15 protein-coding genes and 1 pseudogene are annotated in these 22,062 nt (G+C 51.9%); all 16 read right to left on the reverse strand.

What is annotated here, in order from left to right; translation table 11 throughout:
* Positions 1–65: 65 nt before the first annotated feature.
* Positions 66–1,046: an acyl-CoA dehydratase activase gene (locus ACI77B_RS00920; protein WP_409336954.1), complete on the reverse strand. Its 981-nt coding sequence runs from the start codon at positions 1,044–1,046 to the stop codon at positions 66–68.
* Positions 1,046–2,125 carry a 2-hydroxyacyl-CoA dehydratase gene (locus ACI77B_RS00925; RefSeq protein ID WP_409336955.1) on the reverse strand — a complete coding sequence of 360 codons (1,080 nt, stop codon included), beginning with the start codon at positions 2,123–2,125 and terminating at the stop codon, positions 1,046–1,048. Before ACI77B_RS00925 ends, ACI77B_RS00920 begins: the two co-directional genes overlap by 1 nt.
* Positions 2,103–3,092 (reverse strand): acyl-CoA dehydratase activase-related protein, encoded by a 990-nt coding sequence (locus tag ACI77B_RS00930; RefSeq protein WP_409336956.1) that lies wholly within the window; start codon positions 3,090–3,092, stop codon positions 2,103–2,105. Before ACI77B_RS00930 ends, ACI77B_RS00925 begins: the two co-directional genes overlap by 23 nt.
* Before the next feature lie 228 nt (positions 3,093–3,320).
* The gene (locus ACI77B_RS00935) at positions 3,321–3,908 is read right to left on the reverse strand and encodes an O-acetyl-ADP-ribose deacetylase (RefSeq protein ID WP_409337675.1); all 588 of its coding nucleotides are present in this window, start codon (positions 3,906–3,908) and stop codon (positions 3,321–3,323) included.
* A 21-nt stretch (positions 3,909–3,929) separates the two neighbouring features.
* Positions 3,930–4,370: pseudogene (locus ACI77B_RS00940) on the reverse strand (SseB family protein); the annotation flags it as partial.
* Between the two features lie 113 nt (positions 4,371–4,483).
* The gene (locus ACI77B_RS00945) at positions 4,484–6,070 is read right to left on the reverse strand and encodes an NAD(P)/FAD-dependent oxidoreductase (protein WP_409336957.1); all 1,587 of its coding nucleotides are present in this window, start codon (positions 6,068–6,070) and stop codon (positions 4,484–4,486) included.
* A 13-nt stretch (positions 6,071–6,083) separates the two neighbouring features.
* Positions 6,084–7,265 carry an aminoacetone oxidase family FAD-binding enzyme gene (locus tag ACI77B_RS00950; RefSeq protein WP_409336958.1) on the reverse strand — a complete coding sequence of 394 codons (1,182 nt, stop codon included), beginning with the start codon at positions 7,263–7,265 and terminating at the stop codon, positions 6,084–6,086.
* Positions 7,262–7,798, reverse strand: coding sequence for a flavodoxin domain-containing protein (locus ACI77B_RS00955; protein WP_409336959.1), 537 nt, complete (start codon positions 7,796–7,798; stop codon positions 7,262–7,264). Before ACI77B_RS00955 ends, ACI77B_RS00950 begins: the two co-directional genes overlap by 4 nt.
* Positions 7,798–8,760, reverse strand: coding sequence for an ATP-dependent 6-phosphofructokinase (locus ACI77B_RS00960; protein ID WP_409336960.1), 963 nt, complete (start codon positions 8,758–8,760; stop codon positions 7,798–7,800). Before ACI77B_RS00960 ends, ACI77B_RS00955 begins: the two co-directional genes overlap by 1 nt.
* A gap of 204 nt (positions 8,761–8,964) precedes the next feature.
* On the reverse strand, positions 8,965–12,513 hold the full coding sequence (locus ACI77B_RS00965) for a DNA polymerase III subunit alpha (RefSeq protein WP_409336961.1): 3,549 nt from the start codon (positions 12,511–12,513) through the stop codon (positions 8,965–8,967).
* 1,277 nt (positions 12,514–13,790) lie between these two features.
* Positions 13,791–15,473, reverse strand: a complete 1,683-nt coding sequence (locus ACI77B_RS00970; protein WP_409337676.1) for a glutamate--tRNA ligase — start codon at positions 15,471–15,473, stop codon at positions 13,791–13,793.
* 201 nt (positions 15,474–15,674) lie between these two features.
* Positions 15,675–16,253, reverse strand: coding sequence for a TIGR01440 family protein (locus ACI77B_RS00975; protein ID WP_409336962.1), 579 nt, complete (start codon positions 16,251–16,253; stop codon positions 15,675–15,677).
* A gap of 143 nt (positions 16,254–16,396) precedes the next feature.
* Entirely contained in the window at positions 16,397–17,647 is a 1,251-nt protein-coding gene (locus tag ACI77B_RS00980) for an adenosylhomocysteinase (protein WP_409336963.1), read from the reverse strand.
* 33 nt (positions 17,648–17,680) lie between these two features.
* Entirely contained in the window at positions 17,681–19,516 is a 1,836-nt protein-coding gene (glmS, locus tag ACI77B_RS00985) for a glutamine--fructose-6-phosphate transaminase (isomerizing) (protein ID WP_409336964.1), read from the reverse strand.
* Between the two features lie 221 nt (positions 19,517–19,737).
* Positions 19,738–20,946 (reverse strand): CdaR family protein, encoded by a 1,209-nt coding sequence (locus ACI77B_RS00990; RefSeq protein ID WP_409336965.1) that lies wholly within the window; start codon positions 20,944–20,946, stop codon positions 19,738–19,740.
* Positions 20,936–21,793 (reverse strand): diadenylate cyclase CdaA, encoded by an 858-nt coding sequence (cdaA, locus tag ACI77B_RS00995; protein WP_409336966.1) that lies wholly within the window; start codon positions 21,791–21,793, stop codon positions 20,936–20,938. Before cdaA ends, ACI77B_RS00990 begins: the two co-directional genes overlap by 11 nt.
* Between the last annotated feature and the right edge of the window lie 269 nt (positions 21,794–22,062).

The following is a 22,062-nucleotide window of genomic DNA, read 5'->3' on the forward strand; positions in this document are numbered from 1 at the left end:
ACCATCCCTGGATTTACCAAAGGGCAGTGGCTCTTTTCTTGATTGATGAATCCGGAAATAGATCTCTATTTCACTTCTGCCAGTTTAGCAGCTTTCCTGGCGGCCACGTCGCCTCTCTCGCAGCGGTTGCCCCAGCTGTCGATCATCTCACCGTCCCTGTAGACGCAGATAATTTCGCAGTTGTTCGGGCATCCTCCGCAATTGATTTCTCTGGTGATGAACTCCATATCTTCCATATTGAAATCGAATACGGAACGCTTTTTGTTTCTTCTCGCCAGGATGGCGGCGCCGATGGCTCCCATCAGATGGCCGTCTTTATCGACGATAACCGGGCAGCCCAGCTGCTTTTCGAAAGCTTTTACTACGCCGATATTCTTTGAAACTCCGCCCTGGAAGACGACCGGGGACTGGATTTTCTTTCCTTTTCCGACATTGTTCAGATAGTTTCCGACGACTGCCTGACAGAGGCCGGCAACGATATCTTCCTTCGTATGGCCGACCTGAATTTTATGAACCAGGTCAGACTCTGCAAATACGGTGCAGCGGGCGGCGATCTGTGTCGGGTGCTCGGACTTCAAGGCGATTTCTCCCATATCTTCAACCGGAATGCCAAGACGTGCGGACTGGCTGGAAAGGAAGGCTCCCGTTCCTGCCGCGCAGAGGGTGTTCATCGCATAGTCGATCGCGACACCGTTTTCCACCAGAATGATTTTCGAGTCCTGTCCGCCGATTTCCAGAATGGTGCGGACATCCGGATGAAAGGTAGTCGTTCCTACCGCGTGAGCAGTGATTTCATTCTTTACAACGGTAGCTCCCAGAACCGTTCCCACCAGTTTTCTGGCGCTTCCGGTTGTACCAGTTGCCACGATGCGGTAGTTTTCCTTATCAAACTGCTTTTCCAGCAGGCGGACCAGTTTTTTTACCGCACCGATCGGATTTCCTTCCGTCCAGATGTATTCACTGGACAGAATCTTGTTTTCCTTCGTCAGAATTACACCCTTTGTGGAAATGGATCCCACATCGATTCCCATATATACATCTTCCATTAGTGGATTACCTTCTTTCTCATTTCAATCATGTCGTAGAACGCTTCAATTCTGGTCTGCAGACCCGCATCTCCATCCTGTGAATCGTAGGTCAGATACAGAATCGGGATCTTGAAATCGGCTCCGATTCTCTGCAGAACCGGCATGATGTCGATTTCCGGTGTACAGCCCGCGCTCTTGACATGCACCAGTCCGTCAAATCCGTTTTCTGCGCATTCCTTTGCATACCAGATGTTGGCGGTAGAGGTCGGACCCATCTCATAATTGCAGTACTCATTGATCCGCGGGTGCAGATTCTTTTCTCCCGGATAATGCAGATTTCTGTGGCTGACATTCATCCAGCGGTGAACTTCCACGCCAAGGTCGGCAAGGGACTGCTCCAAGTCGATGTTGGAAAACTCGTCCATGACCGTGAAATATTCACCCAGAACCCCGACACGAAGCGGGAATTCTCCCTTATCAATCGGGATGCTCCTGAATTTCTCCATGCAGCGGTCATAGCCGCTGTCGATATCATTTCTGTTTTTCGCTTTTCCCATGTCGCTCATAAACTGGTTCAGCGCCCTGCGGTATTCACCCTTTGTCGTCTCAAACCCACAGTTCTGGTAATAGTAATCCTCGACGGAATCGATGTCTTCCATCATTTTCAGACCGTCCAGCCCGGCCTTTCCCATGGCGACCGCACCGGCCTTTGGATTCAGCTTCTTGACGGCCTTGAGGTAATCTTTTTTCTTTCCGGTTGTATATTCCGCCAGATTAAGATAATCGAACTCATAGCCGAGGTCGCGCAGAATAGACTCCGCGAGCTCTCCGTAATACCCCAGGCGGCAGTAGCCGAACACCATGATCAGGGTGTCCGCACCGGCCTCCAGGGCCTCGATCATGCTCCCCAGGATCGTCTTAAATGGTGTACAGACCATGTCCGGCGCATATTTCACGCCCAGCTTCAGCGTTCTTCTAGTCATTTTCGGCTGCATGATATAGGTCTGATGCAGTCCCTCTTCAACGAAATACCGCACCACCTCGTTATAGCGGGCGACCATTGGAAATGCGATTTTACGCTTCGTTTTCTCTGCCATTTCCTGCCTCCACTTCTCTTCTCATCTTCAGAATATCAATAAAACTCTCCAGCCTGGTCTCCACGCCGGCCGTACCGGTCTGCGCATCCAGGGTCATCTGGAGAATCGGAATATGCGCCATCTTATTCTTCCGCATCAGCATGTCGTTCACCATGGAATCAAGCGCACAGGGATAGACGGACAAAAGAATCGCACCATCGATATCCTGGTGGTGCATCGCAAGGGAACCAACCATCTCTCTGGACAGCTCCCACTTCAGCGTCGGAGAAACTTTTTCGGATTCCTTCATCGCCTGTTTCCGGTCCACCTGGTCTGCGCGGATGACGGTGACGCCGTTTTCTTCCAGATATTTGATAATCGGCTTTCCGATATATTCATCATCCAGCACATAGCTGTGCGCGGCGATGGCCAGCTTCAGATCCTTCTTGCGGTAAAGGGCTTCCGTATCTTTTGCCTTCCTGATATCGGCCTCATTCTGCGCCTTTCTGGCCGCTTTATAGGCCTTATTTGCGCGTCCGTGAGAAAATCCGATGGACACAGCCATTTCCACCATGGCATGGCATTCATCTTTCTTCTTGGATGAATCAATATCATAGGACAGCACGCGGAAGGGCGCCTCATAGAATATATTGGAAACGACATCCGGAAGCGCTTCAAAATTGGCGCACATAACCCTGCGAATGCCGAAATCTCTGATTCTCGGAACCAGAATGTAGTCACATTTTCCAATCAGTGCATCGACATGACCCATGAAAATTTTCATGGCGAGACACATCTCGGATGCCGCGCGGCGTGCCCCCGTATTCATCACTTCCAGATTGGTCGGCGGACTGACAATGGTCCTGATTTCAAGTTCCTGAAAAAAGCGCTCCCACAATACTCCATATCTGAAGTAAAGCAGTGAGCGCGGAATTCCGACTGTAATAGCTTTTTTATTTTCTGCCTTCGGCATTCTGATCAAATCCATAATTTTCACCTCAGTATATCGATATTTTATCAATATTCCCGTACCATGAACATAAACAGTAGGCTGAATTTGTCCAATCCGAAACAATAATCCGTCCGGAATTCCAGTAAGCCGGGACAAATCCCGCTTTCCGGGCTCCCATGGAAAACTCCCTTCTTTGTTGAAAAAGGAGACTCTGCAGGCTTCCGACTCTGCACAGTCTCCTTCCATTTCTTCTCTGTTTTCTGCTTAGTTCTGCGGATCTTCCGGCTCGTCAGCCAGCTCGCGGTCCAGAATTTCTGTATAAATCTGGTATGCGGTGTCATCATGAACACAGAATGTAACCTGCATGTCATAGTCTCCCGCGTAGGAATCCAGCCAGGTCAGCACCGTGTCGACAGCGATCTCCGCCGCGTCTTTCATCGGATAGCCAAATACTCCGGTTGAAATTGCCGGGAAAGCAATTGTATGAATATCGTAGTCGATCGCCAGATTCAGACAGTTCCAGTAGCAGTCTGCCAGATCATCTGCACACTGGTCCGATCCGTCGTAAATCGGGCCGACCGTGTGGATGATGTAACTGGCAGGAAGACGGAAACCTTCTGTGATCTTCGCTTCTCCGGTTCTGCATCCGTGAAGTTCACGGCATGCTTCATCCAGCTCCGGACCTGCTGCCTGATGAATGGCGCCGTCTACGCCGCCTCCGCCCATCAGCGTATTATTTGCTGCATTGACGATCGCATCACAGTCCATATTAACAATATCACCCTCTACCAGGTTGATATCGCCCTGCAGCTCTTCATCTGCATTTTCATTAATGGACTGAATGCTTTCCATCAGTACATGCAGGGTCTCTGTCGGGATATTCAGCGCCGCTTCCCACGGATTGATGACGATTCCCGCCATATCCGTGTCCATAGCCATGGCCATCAGCGTCTCGATCTGATGTGCCATAACATCAACGACATCACCCTTCATCACCTGATCCGGGCTGGTAAATACCGGAAGCCAGTCATTTCCATCTTCGTCTGTAACGGCATGAATGGCAAAACTGATTTCCTCATTCTCTAAAAATTCCTGGATTTGGTCATCGGTCATATATTCAAGGTCCAGCGGCTTTCCGTCTGCGCCGGCTGGTACGGCAGGAGCCAGAAGCTCCTCACTGTTCACCGCGCTCGTTAAAATCGCCTCGGTCAGTTCCATATTGCTTGCTTCATCCTGACCGACCTGAAAATTTTTCACTGCGTTTTCAATCCGGGTATTCGGAGTGAATTCCATCTGGTCTTCTTTCTTCTGCATTCCATCCCTCTCTTTCCTGCAGTGTAACGTTCTTACTTATGTAAACAGCTTCTGCCGGAATTCTGCTCCCGCAGAACGCTGTCTCTCTATCTTATCTGATTTCAGGATCTATTTCATCCTTTTTCAGGAAATTTCTTCCACGGGGTAAAAGACGAAATAATCTGTTCTGCAATTTTCATTCCATCACAGGCGGAACTCGTGATTCCTCCGGCATATCCTGCGCCTTCGCCGCCCGGATACAGTCCGCGGACGGACAGGCTCTGCTGATTCTCATCTCTGAGAATTCTCACCGGAGAGGAACTTCTGGATTCTACCGCGGTCATTACGGCGTCATCGCTGTCAAAGCCCTGCAGCTTTTTCCCGAGATGCGGCATGGCCTCATTGATACTGTCCACCGCAAAATCCGGCAGAGACTGGAGCACCGGCTGCGCGTCTTCCGTCTTGTCACGGAAATTTTTCCAGCTTGTTTTTGGCGCGGAATAATCAGATCCGCCATTCTTAAACGCCAGGCGCTCGTATTTCTCCTGGAAATCAATTCCGGAAAGCGGATCATCCGGATCCGGGAAGTCCAACGGCCGTACATCGACGAGCAGCGCACTGTTGGCCGTTCCGCTGTCCCGTCCGTGCCGGCTCATGCCGTTGGTCACTACGCCGCCTTTCTGTGAAGACGCCGTAATAACTTCTCCGCCCGGGCACATGCAGAAGGTATAGACGCCGCGTCCGCTTTTCCTGCAGTGCCAGTTCAGCTTATACACGGCAGGCGGGAGCCCCAGATTTTTCCCGGTATCTCCGTACTGTGCACGGTCGATGACCTCCTGCGGATGCTCGATTCTGACACCGATAGAAAATCCCTTCTGCTCCATCGGAACCCTGTGATCCCTGAGCATGCGGAAAGTGTCTCTTGCGCTGTGCCCAAGGGCCAGGATGACCTGGTCTGCTTCTATCGTTTTCTGCACGCCGTTTTCCGTCACTTGAATGCCGCTTACCCGGAATCCGTCCTCTTCCTGCTCCATTATCAGCTGGTCCATCCTGGAGTGGAAGTGAATTTCTCCGCCAAGGGACAGAATCTGCTCGCGGATATTTTTCACGCAGATACGCAGGACATCGGTTCCGATATGAGGCATATGGGCGTAGAGAATCTCCGGATCAGCTCCGGCTTTTACAAATTCTTCCAGCATAAAGTGAATACGCGGATCTTTGATCCCTGTCGTCAGTTTTCCATCGGAAAAGGTTCCTGCTCCGCCTTCTCCAAACTGCACATTGGACTCCGGGTCCAGTACTCCCTGATCCCAGAATTTCTGAACATCCCGGACACGCTCTTCCACTGGAGCTCCCCGCTCGATGACCAGCGGACAGTAACCCTGCTGCGCCAGAATCAGCGCCGCAAACATCCCACAGGGGCCCATTCCGACCACAACAGGCCGGTGCTTTAACGGCTGCGTTCCGGAAACGGCACGATGATACTTAAGATCCGGCGCCTTTGCCAGATTCAGTTCCCGGTCCGCTGTGAAATCCACGGTATAGACTAATTTTATCCGGTCCTTGTGCCGGGCGTCGATGGATTCTCTCCGGATGATCCAGTCGGAAATTGTTACTTTCTTTCCGGCTTTTCCGAGTTTCCGGAGGATCTTTTTCGGGATCCGGTCCTTTGATTCACCCAGGTCCAGCCTTATTTCATGGATGCGATACTGATAGTTCACGCGTTCTGCCTTTCTATTTATTCTTTGTCTGCGAAATGGTCTTCTTTCCGGATTTCTGAAGGGCTTTTTCTGCCATCGCGCGGCCGGCCAGAATACCGGTTTCCCAGGCATGCTGCAGATTGAACCCGCCGCATGGTCCGTCCCAATCCTGAATTTCGCCTGCCGCGTAGAGTCCCGTCACAGAAACAGCTTCCATCGTATGAGGATCCAGCTCGGAAAGCCAGATTCCGCCGCGGGTCACCTGCGCCATGTCCCAGCCTTTCAGCCCCTTCGGATGGAGCGTAAAATGCCGGAGAAGATGCGCGCACCTTTCCGGATTACCTTCTGCCTGACGGTAAATTTCTTCCGCCAGAGGCTGACGGACAATCGATGCCAGAGGGAGCAGACTGTCTTTTTTCATCTGCTGAAAATCACCGTTACCGATCAGCAGATCCCCCGCGAAATCGATTTCTACGGTGTAGTCATCGAAACCGCCCTGAAGTTTTTTCCCCGGAGGAAGCAGCATCTTTCTGGAGAGATTAAACACGCAGATTCCGGAGATTCCATAGGCGGTAAACTGCACTTCTCCATTTTCTTTTGCGATTTTTTCACCCTGATACTGAAGGGTCACCACGGCCTTTGCGCGGACGCCTTTCAGTTTCCGCACATCTTCATAGACTTCCATTGCGGTCAGTGCCGGCGCCAGCGGAGTCACGTCAAGAGAAAGGCGGCGCGCAAGCCTGGCGCCGTCTCCCGTCGTTCCCATTTTTGGGCCTGCTTTTCCGCCGCAGGAAAGAAGAAGCTGCCGGGCAGAAATCCTTCCGCCCCGGAAAGAGACAATAAAGCTGTCCCCTTGCGCTTCGGCTTTTGTCACCTCCGCGCCGCAGATCAGCTGTACATGAAGCCTCTTCAGTTCCTGAAGCAGCGCCTGCTGCACGGCCCTCGCGTCTCCGCACCAGGGATAAACGCGGCCGTCCTCCTCTTCCCGGGTAAACACCCCGAGCTCACGGAAAAACTGCCTCGTCTCCTCTGCGTGGCTGCAGGAAGTATTGGTCAGATTACAGCGCCCGTTTCCCGTAGCCAGGATCTTATGCCCCGGCTCGTCCAGCTTCTCCAGAACAATGACGTGTTCACCGCCGATAATCCGCGCCGCTGTAACTGCCGCGGCCATTCCGGACGCGCCGCCTCCGATTATACAGATTTCCGTCTTTCTCATGCCTGCATCCTGTCTTCCAGTTCGCGGATGTACTGCACCAGCGGAATAATCTGGTCGCGGTCCATCAGATTCCGGCCGTTCGCAAATGTGTCGCGGAGCTCGTCCGCATACTTCCCGGTTCCCCCGTCAAGAAGTCTCCTGGTCAGCTTGATGATGCCCTTATCCAGTCCGTGAATTTCTGACGGGTCGTAGCGACCAGTCAGATAGAAACACGGCATTCCCTTCAGTTCCTCGGAAAAATTAATTTCATCGGCCTGAATCTGGTTCTCGTCATGGCCGACCGTAATTCCGACGCCGAAACAGACGACCACCTTGCCGCGCAGTTCCTTGTGAATGTGCTTTTTCAGGAAATCCAGCCGGTAGATGCCGCCGGAGAAAATTCCCCCGCCGTAAATAATCATGTCGTAGGGCATGAGCTGGCCGGCTTTCAGATGCTTTCCATCCAGCAGATCCGCCTGAAGCGCCTCCGCGATCCACTCCGCGTACTGCTTCGTCGAACCATATTTTGTATTGTATACAACAACAATCTTCATTACTTGCTTAACACTCCGATCAGGCTGTACAGATCCTCATTCAACTCTCTCGTCTCCTTCAGGGCATCGCCGAGGTCTTCCGCAAAAATCCGTCCGTCTACGGTTCCGATTGCCTTGCTGGCAGACTCCTGCGCCAGAAGCTCCACTGCCTTGGAGCCGCAGAGTGTTGCCAGCAGACGGTCGCGCATGGTCGGTGATCCACCTCTCTGCAGATAGCTCAGAACAACCTCTTTCGTTTCTCTTCCTGTATTCTCCTGAATGTCATGAGCCAGTTCCGCCGTGGAAATGTCCACACCCTCAGCCTTGATGATGATGTGATGCTGCTTTCCTCTGTTTGCGCTCTCGATGATTCTTCTCGACAGGGCCTTGATGTCATACGGCAGCTCCGGAACCAGAACTTCTTCTGCACCACCGGTCAGACCCGCGTACAGCGCGATGTCTCCGCAGCGGCGTCCCATAACCTCCACGATAACGACTCTCTCGTGAGCCGAGGACGTGTCACGCAGCTTGGAAATGGCATCCAGCACCGTCGTTACCGCCGTGTCGAATCCGATCGTGTAATCAGTGTACGCCAGGTCATTATCAATGGTTCCCGGAATACCCATGACCGGAATTCCACGCTTGGACAGTTCCAGACCGCCGCGCATGCTTCCGTCTCCTCCGATAACAACCAGACCGTCAATATCGAATGTATTCAGCACGTTCATGGCACGCTTAATTCCCTCTTCCGTCCGGAAACGCTTGCTTCTGGCCGTCTTCAGAATTGTGCCGCCGCGCTGCAGAATGTCGCCGACGTCGCCCCTGTCCATCTGTTTCAGTTCCGCGTCCAGCAGACCCTCATATCCTCTGTAAATTCCATATACTTCCAGACCCCGGTCAAGTCCGCACCGTACGACAGAGCGAACAGCCGCATTCATGCCCGGAGAATCTCCTCCACTCGTCAGAACACCAATTCTTTTCATACTCATCCCTCCTGAATTACATTGACAAAAACCACCGCGCAAGAGGCCTCAGTCCCTGAAGCCTGTTTTCTGCCCGTCCCTGACTATCCAGAAACTCCCGGAATACCGGCTCTGTCTGACCAGTCTTCTGGCCTGCATGCATAATTCTTCCTGCACTCCCGCGGCGATATTAAAACTATGATACCACAAGAACCCTCTGACTGGTTAACGTGAAGAGATTTTTACATTTTCTTCACCTACCAGCGCGCCGATTTTCTCCAGCAGATTCTCGGAAATCGTAATTCCGGCATTTCTCCCGGTCCGCACAGCTTTCCGGTTTTTCCTGTAAATCAGCGCTGCCTGCGGTCCCCTGTGGTCCTTAAAGATATCTGCAAGTTCCTTCATAATCAGTCTTTCATCCTGATTCTCCGGAATCCGCACTTTCAGAAATTCTCTGTTTTCTGCGGAAGCGCCGGCATTCAGCGCCTCTACTGATTCTGCAAGCAGCTTCGGAGTTTCCCCTTCGCGGAAATCCAGCCTTCCCTTAATGACAACGACATTGTCCTCATAAATCTCTGTCTGGTACTGCTCCAGAACCCTTGGAAATACAACGACTTCCGTCTGTCCGTAAAGGTCCTCCAGATCGACAAAGGCCATGATCTGGTTTTTTTTGGTGATCAGGGTTTTCTTTCCGATGATCATGCCGGCCATGACAACATGCATCTTGTCCCGGATACCTCCAGTGCCTGCGGTCTGCGCCATCTGCGCTCTCGCATCGCCCGGAAAATAGCCCGGATCCGACCCATCGTCTTCCGCAGACTGCTTTCCGGCCTCGTCCAGCTGCTGGCTGTTGACCGTCGCCACACGCCGGATCTCATCCGCATAGTCGTCCAGCGGGTGGCCGCTTATATAGACGCCCAGCATCTCTTTCTCCATGGCCAGCAGAATCCTGCGGTCAAAATTTTCCACCTTCGGCAGGCTGACCCGCACATCGCCCTGGTCCATGGCGGCTTCCGCCGTCTGGAAAAGACTGATCTGCCCGGCGATATTCTTCTTCGCGTTCGCCTGGGCTGACTCCATCAGGGTTTCATAAACCGCAAGATGAGCGGCCCGGTTCGGATTCAGACAATCCAGCGCGCCGGCCTTGATCAGACTTTCCACTGCCTTCTTGTTTACAATGCTGACGTCGATGTTATCGATGAACTGGAAAATATCTTCCGGCTTTCCCATCGTTTCACGGGCACGGATAATCTCCTCGATTGCACTCTCACCGACATTCTTTACACCCAGAAGGCCAAAACGGATTTTTCCGTCCTGCACGGTGAACTTCACTCCGCTCTCGTTGACACTCGGGCCGAGCACTTCAATTCCGTGCTCCCGGCAGTTTCGGATGTATTTTGCCGTCTGCTTAGCGTCTCCGGCCATGCTGCTCATCAGGGCAGCCATAAACTCAACCGGGTAATAGCATTTCAGATAGGCCGTCTCAAAGGCCAGAACCGCATAGGCCGCCGCATGACTCTTATTAAACGCATACTGGGCAAAAGTCTCCATGTCGGAGAAGATCTGCTCTGCGGCTTCTTCCGAAATCCCGTTTCTGACACATCCCGGAATTTCTACATTCCCGTCTTCCCCAAGCTTTCCGTGAATGAAGTACTCTTTTTCCTCCATCATGACCTGCTTCTTTTTCTTTGACATGGCGCGGCGGACGATGTCGGAACGACCGTAGCTGTATCCCGCGAGGTCGCGGACGATTCGCATGACCTGTTCCTGATAGACCAGGCAGCCGTAGGTGACATCCAGGATGGGCGCGAGCTCAGGAGTCACGTATTTTATCTTGTCCGGGTGCTTTTTGTTCTCAATATAGGTCGGAATGGAATCCATCGGACCCGGACGGTAAAGGGAAATTCCCGCGACGATATCTTCAAAACAGGTCGGTTTCAGAGCCTTCATGAAGGAGGTCATGCCCTCGCTCTCCAGCTGGAATACGCCCTCCGTATCACCGCTGGCGATCATCTGGTAAACTTTAGGATCGTCATAACCCATCTTCGCAAAATCCAGTTCCACGCCGTGATCATCCCGGATCATCTGAAGCGCGTCCCGGATAACGGTCAGGTTGCGCAGGCCCAGGAAGTCCATCTTCAGAAGGCCCAGCTCCTCGATCGTCGTCATGTTGAACTGGGTCGCAATGCCGTGGTCGGACATGTACAGCGGGACGTACTCATCCAGCGGCTTCTTGGAAATAACCACACCGGCTGCGTGTGTGGACGCGTGCCGCGGCATTCCCTCAAGCGCCCTGGACATGTCGATGACCTTCCGAACCTGCCCATTCTCTTCATACATTTTCTTTAGCTCCGGACTGACCTCTAATGCCTTGTCCAGAGTCATGTTCAGATCGAAGGGAATTGCCTTCGCGATCCGGTCTGTGTCAGAATAACTGACATCCATGGCGCGTCCCACATCCCGGACCGCGGCCTTCGGCTTCAGCGTTCCGAAGGTGATGATCTGCGAAACATTGTCTTTTCCGTACTTTCTGCGGACATAATCGATGACTTCAGAACGCCTCTCGATATCAAAATCCACATCGATATCCGGCATGCTGACACGTTCCGGATTCAGGAAACGCTCAAAAATCAGATCGTATTTAATCGGATCGATATCGGTGATACGCAGGCAGTAGGCCACAAGACTTCCGGCGGCAGACCCTCGTCCCGGTCCCACCGCGATTCCATGGCTCTTCGCATAATTGATAAAGTCCCACACAATCAAAAAGTATTCCACATATCCCATCTGCTCGATGGTGGAAAGTTCGTACTCCAGCCTTTTCTTCAGCTTATCCGTCAGCTGCTCATACCTCTGCTGAAGCCCGTCCCAACAGAGCTTTCTCAGGTACTCATCATTCGTCATGCCCGCAGGCGGCTGAAATTCCGGCAAATGGTACTCCCCGAAAGTAAAAGTCACATTGCAGCGGTCCGCGATCTTCTGCGTATTCTCAACCGCCTCCGGAATATCCGGAAACAAAGCCCGCATTTCCTTCTCACTCTTCAGATAAAACTGATCACTCTTAAAGCGCATCCGCTTCGGATCATGAATGCTGGTCGCCGTCTGAATCGCCAGCAGGACATCATGCGCCTCCGCGTCCCCCTGACGGACATAATGCACGTCATTCGTCGCCAGCAGCGGAATGCCAAGCTCCTTCGACAGCTTTTTCAGCTGCGGATTCACCACTTCATCCTCCGGCAGCCCGTGATCCTGAATCTCCAGGAAGAAATTATTCACCCCGAAAATATCCTGAAGCTCCAGCGCTTCCCGTCTGGCCCCGTCATAATCCCTGTTCAGCAGACAAAACTGAACCCGGCCGGCGAGACAGGCCGACAAGGCGATGATGCCCTTACTGTGCGCCCGGAGTTCCTCTTTATCAACCCTCGGCTTGAAATAAAATCCCCTTTTATATGCATCGGAAACAATCTTAATCAGATTGTGGTATCCCTCATTGTTTTCTGCCAGAAGAATCAGATGACCCCTGGCCCGGTCCTTCACCGGATCCTTATCCTCCATGCGCCGCATCGCGGTATACACTTCACATCCGATGATCGGCTTGATTCCCTGCTTCCTGCATTCTTTATAGAAATCAATGACACCGAACATAGCCCCATGATCCGTGATCGCCAGCGCATTCATGCCCATTTCCTTCGCCTTCGCCGGCGCCTGCGAAATCCTCGCCATTCCGTCGAGAAGACTGTATTCAGAGTGGACGTGTAAATGTACAAATGCCAAGTGCGGCACCTCTCTTTCTGATGCTGGTAGTTTTTGTAATCTATTATAATATAAAATATCTGCAGCTGCACTGGACAATCCGTCTCCTCAGCAGGTGCCAGGCTGTACGTGCTGCCGTACAGGTCTGCTGCGGGCAGGCAGTAAATAATCGTAACATTTATTATATCACATGGCAGGGAGCAGTTTTCTTCAAAAATTTATAGACGTGAACACGGGAAGCCGCCGCAGTTCACGTTCTTATCCATTCTTCGTAACCGTATATCCGTAAATAGAACTGCTTCTTAGTTGTAATACAAGAATACAAGAATACAAGGAATTAATGATATAAAGATGGGATTAATAAGGATCGTCGAACTGCTTACCCCATGACAAAAGAACTGCAGAAAACGGTTCGGAGCTGCAGAATCATGTCCGCTGTGTAAATGCGTTTCTAAAATGAGAATACGGCGGCTTTGTGTATGCAGTATATTAATGCATCCGATATTACACTGATTTACGTACAAAATCCTTGAAATGAGTCGGGAAAGCCGCCTGAATGCTGAATTTCCCGACTGGTCATAATTGAGGGTCGGGAAATCTCTCATAACTGCCAAATTCCCGACTTTTTCAGGGCCTGAATGTCCCGGAAAATTGCCCTGAGATGAATATTTTACGGATATCGGTTAGCGGATAGTGGAATTTTATTTTCACATACTCTGCTTTCAGGCGGGTGCATATATTAATCACGATCTGCATACACTATTAACGCATTCTTATTCCTATCACCTTATATACATTCATTTTCACATAAATCGTATACAATCCTGCTGCTGCAAAGTCGGGAAAAGCCTTTACTCGCCGTCTTTCCCGACTCCCAAAAATATGAAGTCGGAGAATCGCTCATTATGCCGCTTTTCCCGACTTCATCCACAAGAAACTATCCAATTATTCCACCAACTGACAACTGAAACCGCAAAGATAGAGGTGCGCCAAGGTATACAGTATACCCTAATTCTACCGCCCGGCTCTGCCGGCACAGAAACCAGACACCAAGAATGCCGCACCGAAACAGCATATGTAGAGAAATCTCACCCATTAAAGCAGGGCCGTCAGTGACCCAGCCTCATGAAAATTCGCTGCCGGCACAGAAAGTGAACGGTAAGGATGCCGAGGGTCTGTCGCACTGTACTAACTCTCTGTTTGCGACAGACCCCGGCATTCTCCGGACACTTTCCACTGCCGGCCGAATTGAAATGCGCTGGGGAACCTGGCGGCCCCGCTGCATGGTGAAAATTCTTCTATCTATGCTCGTCCGCGAACTTCTGAATGCGGCTTCTCGTCTTCTCTTCACCCATGATCTGCTGGATCGCCCAGACATCCGGGGAAACGCTGCGTCCCATCAGTGCGATGCGGATGACGGTGCTGACGTGTCCGACGTGGCCTTTGTACTCGTCCGGGTGTTTCTTATAGTCTTTCGGTTTGACGGCGTAGCCGAGCTGGTCGGCGATGGCGCGGATCTTGTTGAACCACTCGCCGTTGTCGTCGCTGTGGTCATAGGTCTCCAGATACATGTCCAGGATTTTCGGCACGTCTTCTGCAGGCACTTCTTTTGGAAGCTCGTCTTCGATCTGGAAGAGGTCGTCGAAGAAGTAACTGATGAAGGAAATGATCTGGCGTGCGTAGACCAGGTCTTTACGCGGCTTGCGGTCGTTTCTTCCCAGGTCCAGGATCTTGACCATGTAGTTTTTGTCGTCGAAGAGATGCTTATACTCTGGAGCAAAGTTCTCGGACCAGTCTTTCAGGAAGTCGTAAAGCTCTTCTGCCGGGATCTTCAGCAGGACATCCTTGCTGATGTCGTTCAGCTTGTTCAGGTCGAAGAGGGCACCGGAGTTGCTCATCTTGTCGGTGGTGAACTCGAAATCGTCTGCCGGGGCGTCCGGGTTGGCCATTCTCCACTCTTCGTAGTTGGAGTTCAGGATGGTCAGCAGGTATTCTCTGACGGCCTGTGGATGGTAGCCCTGGTCGCGGTAGTAGGTCAGGGAAAGCTCTGGATCCTTGCGCTTGGAAAGTTTCCTCTTCTTTCCGGTCTCTTCATCAATCTTCATCAGCTGAGCGGTGTGGCAGTAAATCGGCAGATCCCAGCCCATTTTCTCGAACAGCTCGACGTGGATCGGCAGGGACGGCAGCCATTCTGCGCCTCTGACGACGTGAGTGGTGCGCATCAGATGGTCGTCTACAACGTGTGCGAAGTGATAGGTCGGAATTCCGGTCTGCTTCAGGATAACGGTGTCCATGAAGTTCTCCGGCATGTCCAGTGTGCCTCTGATGGCATCTTTAACCTGGACTCTGCGGCCATGCATCTTTCCGTCTTCTCCTTCTTCGGCCGGATGTCCGTCGGACTTCAGGCGGATAACGTACGGCTTTCCGGCATCGATGGCTTCCTGAATCTGCTCCATGGTCCAGTTTCTGCAAACCGCATACTCACCGTAGATTCCCGGAGTTTTCTTCTCTGCTTCCTGCTTTTCGCGGATTTTTCCGATTTCTTCCTCGGTCAGGAAGCAGGGATAGGCCTTTCCCTCGGAAACCAGCTTCTTGACGAAGCACTGGTAGATCGGACCTCTGTGGCTCTGTGTGTAGTCGCCGTAAGCGCCTTTATCTCCGTCCATGGAAGCGCCCTCGTCAAAGTGAATGCCAAAGAAGTCGAGGGAGTTGATAATGGTCTCTACTGCGCCTTCTACGTAACGCTTGTCGTCCGTATCTTCGATGCGGAGATAGAATACGCCGCCGCTCTGATGCGCCAGACGTTCATCCGCAAAAGCGCCGTACAGGTTGCCCAGATGCATGAATCCTGTAGGACTTGGTCCCAGTCTCGTTACTTTGGCTCCTTCCGGGAGATTTCTCGGCGGATACATCTTTTCGTAATCCTCCGGAGTCTTGGTAATCTGAGGGAACAGCATGTCTGCCAGTTTCTGATAATCCATTTCTGTAATTCCTTCCTGTTTCTGCGGGTTCTCCGCAATATCAATCGAATCATTCTGCTGCGGGAGCGTTCCCGCGTTCATGCCTGAAGCCGGCGGAATCTGCAATGCGGCAGCATATGCCGGTCCCGCTCCTCTTCAGATGCTATAAAGCGAAAAAAGCGGCCGCTTGTTCGGGCAGCCGCATCTGCTGCATTCCTGCAGCTATTTTACGTCATCTCTGACTTCACCGCCGGAAAGCGCTTTGTCGTAAACCGCGCGTTCTCCGCCGACGAACTTCGGTCTGGTTCTGGCGCAGACCACGTGTGCCTTTCCGATGTATTTTACATCGATGCGCACTGGTACGGCAACTTTTCTGAGGTGCATGCCGATCAGCGTGTCTCCAATGTCGATGCCGGCATCTGCCTTGATTTCCTCAACGGCAACCGGATCCTTGGCCCTCTTGTACATGGTCGTCGCAAAGGATCCGCCTGCATGCGGCTGCGGGACAACGTTGACGATCTCCTGCCACGGCTTGAGCGCCGCGCGTTCGATAATGATGGAACGGTTCAGATGCTCGCAGCACTGAGCGGCAAGGAAAATGCCCTTCGGCTGCAGGACTTCCTGAATGCCTTCATAAATTGCCTCTGCAACGTGGATATTGGACCCTTTGCCGATATGCACGCCGCCGACCTCACTGGTCGAACATCCTACAACCAGGATTCCGCCTTCCGGAACCTTTGCGACCTGAAGGAGCTGATCTGCGGCATCGTGAGCCGCCTGTCTGATTTCTTCTACTTCCATTTCCAGAACCTCCCTTTTTCTCTATGTTTTCCGTGCGCAGCTGTCCGGGACTGCCTCTGCCTCTTCAGCATGCGGCAGCAAAACCGCATGCTGCCCGTCCGGCACCGCAGCGCCGCCGACGGGTGGACCGGCAGCCGTCCCTGTTACAGATTCCAGCTGTGCAGGTATTTTTTCTGTTCGTCGGTGAGTTCGTCGATCTCTGTGCCCCATGCCGCCAGTTTTCTTCTGGCTACCGCATCGTCGATCTGGTCGGTAACGTGAATAACGTGCGGCTTAAGTTCATTGTGATGCTCCTTAATATACAGAGCAGACAGGGCCTGAACCGCAAAACTCATGTCCATGATTTCTGCTGGATGGCCGTCGGCAGTGGCGATATTTACCAGTCTGCCTTCACCGATGACATCCACACGGCGTCCATTACTTAATGTATACCCCATAATATTATGACGGACCTCTTTCTTGGAGACGGCTTTCTTCTCCAGATCATCCATGTCGACTTCACAGTTGAAATGTCCGGCGTTGGTCAGGATTGCCTGATCCTTCATCAGCAGCATGTCGTCGACGGTAATCGTCTTGCAGCAGCCCGTTGCGGAAACAAAAATGTCTCCCTTCGGCGCTGCCTGCTTCATCGGCATAACGCTGTAACCGTCCATGCGCGCCTCAATCGCCTTTACCGGATCAACTTCCGTCACGATAACCTGAGCACCCAGAGCATCCGCGCGCATTGCAATGCCGCGTCCGCACCAGCCGTAGCCGACAACCACAACCGTCTTTCCAGCAATAATCAGGTTGGTGTTTCTCATGATGCTGTCCCAGACGGACTGGCCGGTTCCATAGCGATTGTCAAACAGATGCTTGCACCTGGCATCATTTACGGCAACCATCGGGAATTTCAGCACACCCTCATCATCCATCGCCTTCAGGCGGATCACTCCGGTTGTGGTCTCTTCACAGCCGCCCCAGACCTCTTCCGCAAGATCCGGTCTGGCTGTGTGCAGCATGCCCACCAGATCGCCTCCGTCATCGATGATGATATTCGGCTTCTGGGAAAGCGTCCGCTCGATGTGATGATTGTACTCTTCCTGTGTCGCGCCGTGATAAGCGAACACAGAGAGGCCGTCGTCCACCAGCGCCGCAGCCACATCATCCTGCGTGGAAAGCACATTGCTTCCCGTCACATACATCTGCGCGCCGCCGGCGGCCAGCACCAGGCAGAGATAGGCCGTTTTTGCCTCCAGATGCACAGAAAGGGAAATTTTCACCCCTTTAAAAGGCTTCGTCTTCCTGAATTCTTCTTCCAGGCCGTAAAGAAGCGGCATGTGGGAACGAACCCATTCTATTTTCTCATGTCCGGACGGGGCCAGACTGACATCCCGAATTTCATATTCTGCCATGAAGCAGCCTCCTTCTATCTTTTTTTCTGCGATTTACTCAACCGTTACAGACTTTGCCAGATTTCTCGGTTTGTCGATATTCTCTCCGCGCTCTCTTGCCATGTAGTAAGCGAACAGCTGGAGCGGCACGATGGCCAGAACCGGAGATACCTCATCTCTGCAGTCCGGAATTTCAATGACATCCGTGCTGATCTGGCTGATCTCCTCATGTCCCTCTTTCACCAGAGAAATGATATGCGCATGACGTGCCTTGATCTCCTCGATATTCGAATACATCTTCGGATAGAGGAAATCCTGTGTGGCAATGGCAATGACCGTTGTCTCCGGCTCGATCAGCGCGATGGTTCCGTGCTTCAGCTCGCCTGCTGCAATTGCGAAGGAATTGATATAGCTGATTTCTTTCAGCTTCAGAGAACCCTCATAGGCGACCGCAGAATCCATTCCTCTTCCGATATAGAAGACCTGAGGACGGTTGTACAGCAGTTTTGCCATATTCTCGATCTTGGAAGAATGATCCAGGATCTTCTGGATTTTCTTCGGGAGCAGCTTCAGCTCGCCGAGAATGTTCTGGGCGTATTCCTCTGTGATATGCTCGTTCAGACGTCCGATATAGAGCGCCAGCAGATACAGGCAGATCAGCTGGGTTGTGTATGCCTTTGTAGACGCAACCGCAATTTCCGGGCCGGCCCAGGTGTAGAACACGTCATCCGACTCTCTTGCCACAGAACTCCCGACGACATTGACGATGGACAGCACTCTTGCGCCCTTGGCCTTTGCCTCACGCAGGGACATCAGCGTATCCAGCGTCTCTCCGGACTGGCTGACGGCGATGAACAGGGTGTGCTCGTCCACCAGCGGGTCGCGGTAGCGGTACTCGGACGCAATGTCGACCTCCACCGGAATTCCCGTGAACTTCTCGATCAGGTATTTTCCGATCAATCCGGCATGATAGGCCGTTCCGCAGGCGACGATGTCGATCTTGTGGATCCTTGCTAGGTCTTCTTTTGTCAAAGAAATCCCGTCAAGGTGAACATGGCCCTCTTCATCCAGGCGTCTTCCCAGTGTCTCGGAAACGGCCTTCGGCTGCTCATTGATTTCCTTCAGCATGAAGTGCTGGTATCCGCCTTTCTGTGCGTCCTCAACGCTCCAGTTGACGTGCAGCGGCTCTCTCTGAACCGGCTTGTAATCCTCGTCGAAAATCTCGATCTGATTCGGTGTGCAGACGACCATCTCGCCATTGTCGATCAGATAAATCTGGTCCAGATACTTCAGCAGCGGGGTGACGTCAGAAGCCAGGAAATTGCATCCGTCGCCCAGACCTGCAATCAGCGGAGTGTCCTTGCGGAAAGCCACGATGCGGTCCTGCTCCTGATCGCAGACTGCCGCAAACGTATAGGCACCCTTCATCATCTTGGATGCCGCATAGACGCTGTCCTGGAGATTGTGTTTTTCTTTATACAGAACGCCCAGCAGCTGAGCGATGACTTCTGTGTCTGTCTCGGAGCGGAAATGGATATTGTACTCGTTCTCGAGCTTTTCCTTCAGCTCCATGTAATTCTCGATAATTCCGTTATGAACAACGGCGATACTGCCATCCTCATTGATATGCGGATGCGCATTGGCATCTGTCGGTGCACCGTGTGTTGCCCAACGGGTGTGTCCGATTCCCGTCGTCGCATAGAACTTCTCCCCGGCGATGGATTTCTCCAGGTTGGCAATTTTTCCCTTCTTCTTGCGGACGACGATTTTATCTTCCTCCAGCAGGGCGATTCCCGCTGAATCATAGCCCCTGTATTCCAGCTTCTTCAGGCCGTCGATGATAATGTCCTTGGCCGGCTGATGACCCGTATATCCTACAATTCCACACATATTCGGTTCCTTTCTAAATCCCATTTAAACTCAAGAACTCCCGATGCCCGCTCAGGCACCGGGGATTCTGGTATGCAATAGTTTCTGCTTCTCAATCTATGGTCGTTTCCCCTCCTCCGGCGGCAAAAACCACCGCGCAAGGGAATACACTTATTTTTCTGTCCGGCAGCCGTGCTTCTTCCGCAGCCGCTGCCGTCTCCCGCGTTTCTTTTTATCCGCTTTTATTCATCGGATTTCTTCACAATCCGCACGCTTACGGTCTGCGGCGACAGTGTCAGATCTGCATCTTTTAATGCACTGGATGCCTCAATCTGCACATCGTGCGTTCCTTCTTTCAGATCTCCCGCACCTGCCGACAGAGTGATATCGCCCTTCTTCATCTCCTCGATTTTCTTCAATGAACCAGAAGCCGTGACTTTGATGCTGTCCGTCGTGACCTGAGCGCTATAATCGTCTCCCAGATCGTTCAGGCTGACTTCTGAGCCCTTAAAGGTGAATGTCTTCTCATACCGGCCGTTCTTAACATGTACATCCAGCATCAGTCCGGATGAATCGGAGGCCAGCCGGATGCCGTCCGGCAGAATCGGTTCGATCTTTATGGATTTATCCTTATCGACATCAGAGATGTCAATGGTCTTCGCTTTAATTTCCGTAATCTTTTTCAGTTTAGAAGCAGGTCCCTTGATCGTGATGCTGTCAGGCGCGTCATAGGTCCTGCTGACACTGTCCTCCGATGTATTCTCCACCGGAACTTTCAGCTTCACGCTCTTCGTCTTATACAGGGCAGAGGAAATCTGCGCCGTTTTCTGGGACAGACTGACATTCTTTACCACATAGCCCTGGCTGTCCACCGGGGTCAGTGAAGCAGTCACCGTCTTTTCTTTTCCGGAAAGCTGCTTCTTCTGCACCGTCGCACGGATATAGGAAACCTTCTTTACCAGAGATTCTGCTCCGCTGACCGTGACGGAAGAAGGATCGACCGACAGCGTTGTCGGATCCTCGTCACTGGAATAATCGCCCATATAGCTGACGCGTACTTCCTTCTTATGACTTACCCGGCGCTCAACCTTCACCACAACCTTGGTCAGGCTCTGATGCGTAGCCTCAAGAGTGCCCGGAACGTTCAGTTCTACCGAAAGTTCATTCGTGCCGATCGCGGCATTGGAAAGATCAACCTGTGCGTACAGATCGTCTGCATCCATGCGGGTAAACAAACTGCGTTTTCCGGAAAGGGTCACGGACATCTGTTTTCTGTCTAAAGATGCTACTGCCATGCCTTTTTCCGTCAGTGCCTGCTCGTTTGTGTACTTAATCGGTACCGAATGGTAGGTTTTCTTTATGGTCGGGTCGACCTCTCCTACAACATATGCCCAGAGAACAATGGCCACAATCAGGGAGATGATGATCTTGCTCTTCCTGTTATTCAGCATGTTTATGGTCACTCCCTTTCTTCAGGCGCTCTAAAAATCTGCTGAATTTAAAGGAATGGTCTTCATCTTTTCCAGTCAGATACATTCCCAGCAGAATCTTTTCTACGTCTTTTTCATCCAGGAAGCGGCGCAGACGGCCGTCCTCAGCGACAGAAATGATTCCGGTTTCCTCACTGACGATCAGCACCAGAGCGTCTGACCGCTCACTGATGCCGATTCCCGCACGGTGTCTTGTTCCCAGGCTTTTATTCAGATTTTTATTTTCTGTAAGAGGAAGAACACAGCCCGCCGCGTAAATCCGGTCGCCGCGGATAATTACCGCTCCATCGTGAAGCGGTGCTCCCTCATAAAAGATATTTCCAAGCAGCTGCGCACTGATCTCTGCATTCAGCTGCGTTCCCGATTCCGTCACGTCATCAAGCGCGATTTCCCGCTCAAATACAATCAGCGCACCGGTTCTGCTCTGAGAAAACTCTCCCGCCGCGCTGGAAATTTCATCCACAATATGCTTTGCCTTTTCAGAATCCAGCTGCGAAATCGATCCGACAGAAAACTTGCTCCGTCCCATAAATTCCAGACCGCGCCGGAGCTCAGGCTGGAAGATAATGACAACTGCAAACAGTCCGAAGGTAAACAGACCCTTCAGCAGCCAGTTTATTGTATTCAGATCCAGAAGCGCCGACGCAAAATAGGCAGCAATAATAATCAGAAGCCCCTTTACCAGCTGCTGCGCTCTGGTCTGTTTAATAAATCCAAGTATCTTATATATGACAAAAGCGGTGATCAGGATATCCAGGACATCATTGATCCGGATACTCGAGATAAGCGTCAAAATATAGTCCTTCATCACTGCTCCTTTCGTTCCCTTATATCTACCCTATTTTACAGGATAAGGATTATTAATTCAAGGCATGCAGAGACCCCCGGCGGCTTTCACATATTATTTTTCCTTAAACAAAAATAAAACACCAAGAAAATATTCTTTTCTCTGACTGGTCCGGGCTTTTTTACCATGCCGGAAGATGAGTGCAGGCTTCCGCGATGATGAGAAATGTCCGAAAGAAATGACGATAAGAAACATCGGCAGAACGCGAAAGAAGGAGCGCCGCCCTGTGC

The organism is Eubacterium sp. F2, assembly GCF_046244355.1.
Classification (GTDB): Bacteria; Bacillota; Clostridia; order Peptostreptococcales; family Anaerovoracaceae; genus Aminicella.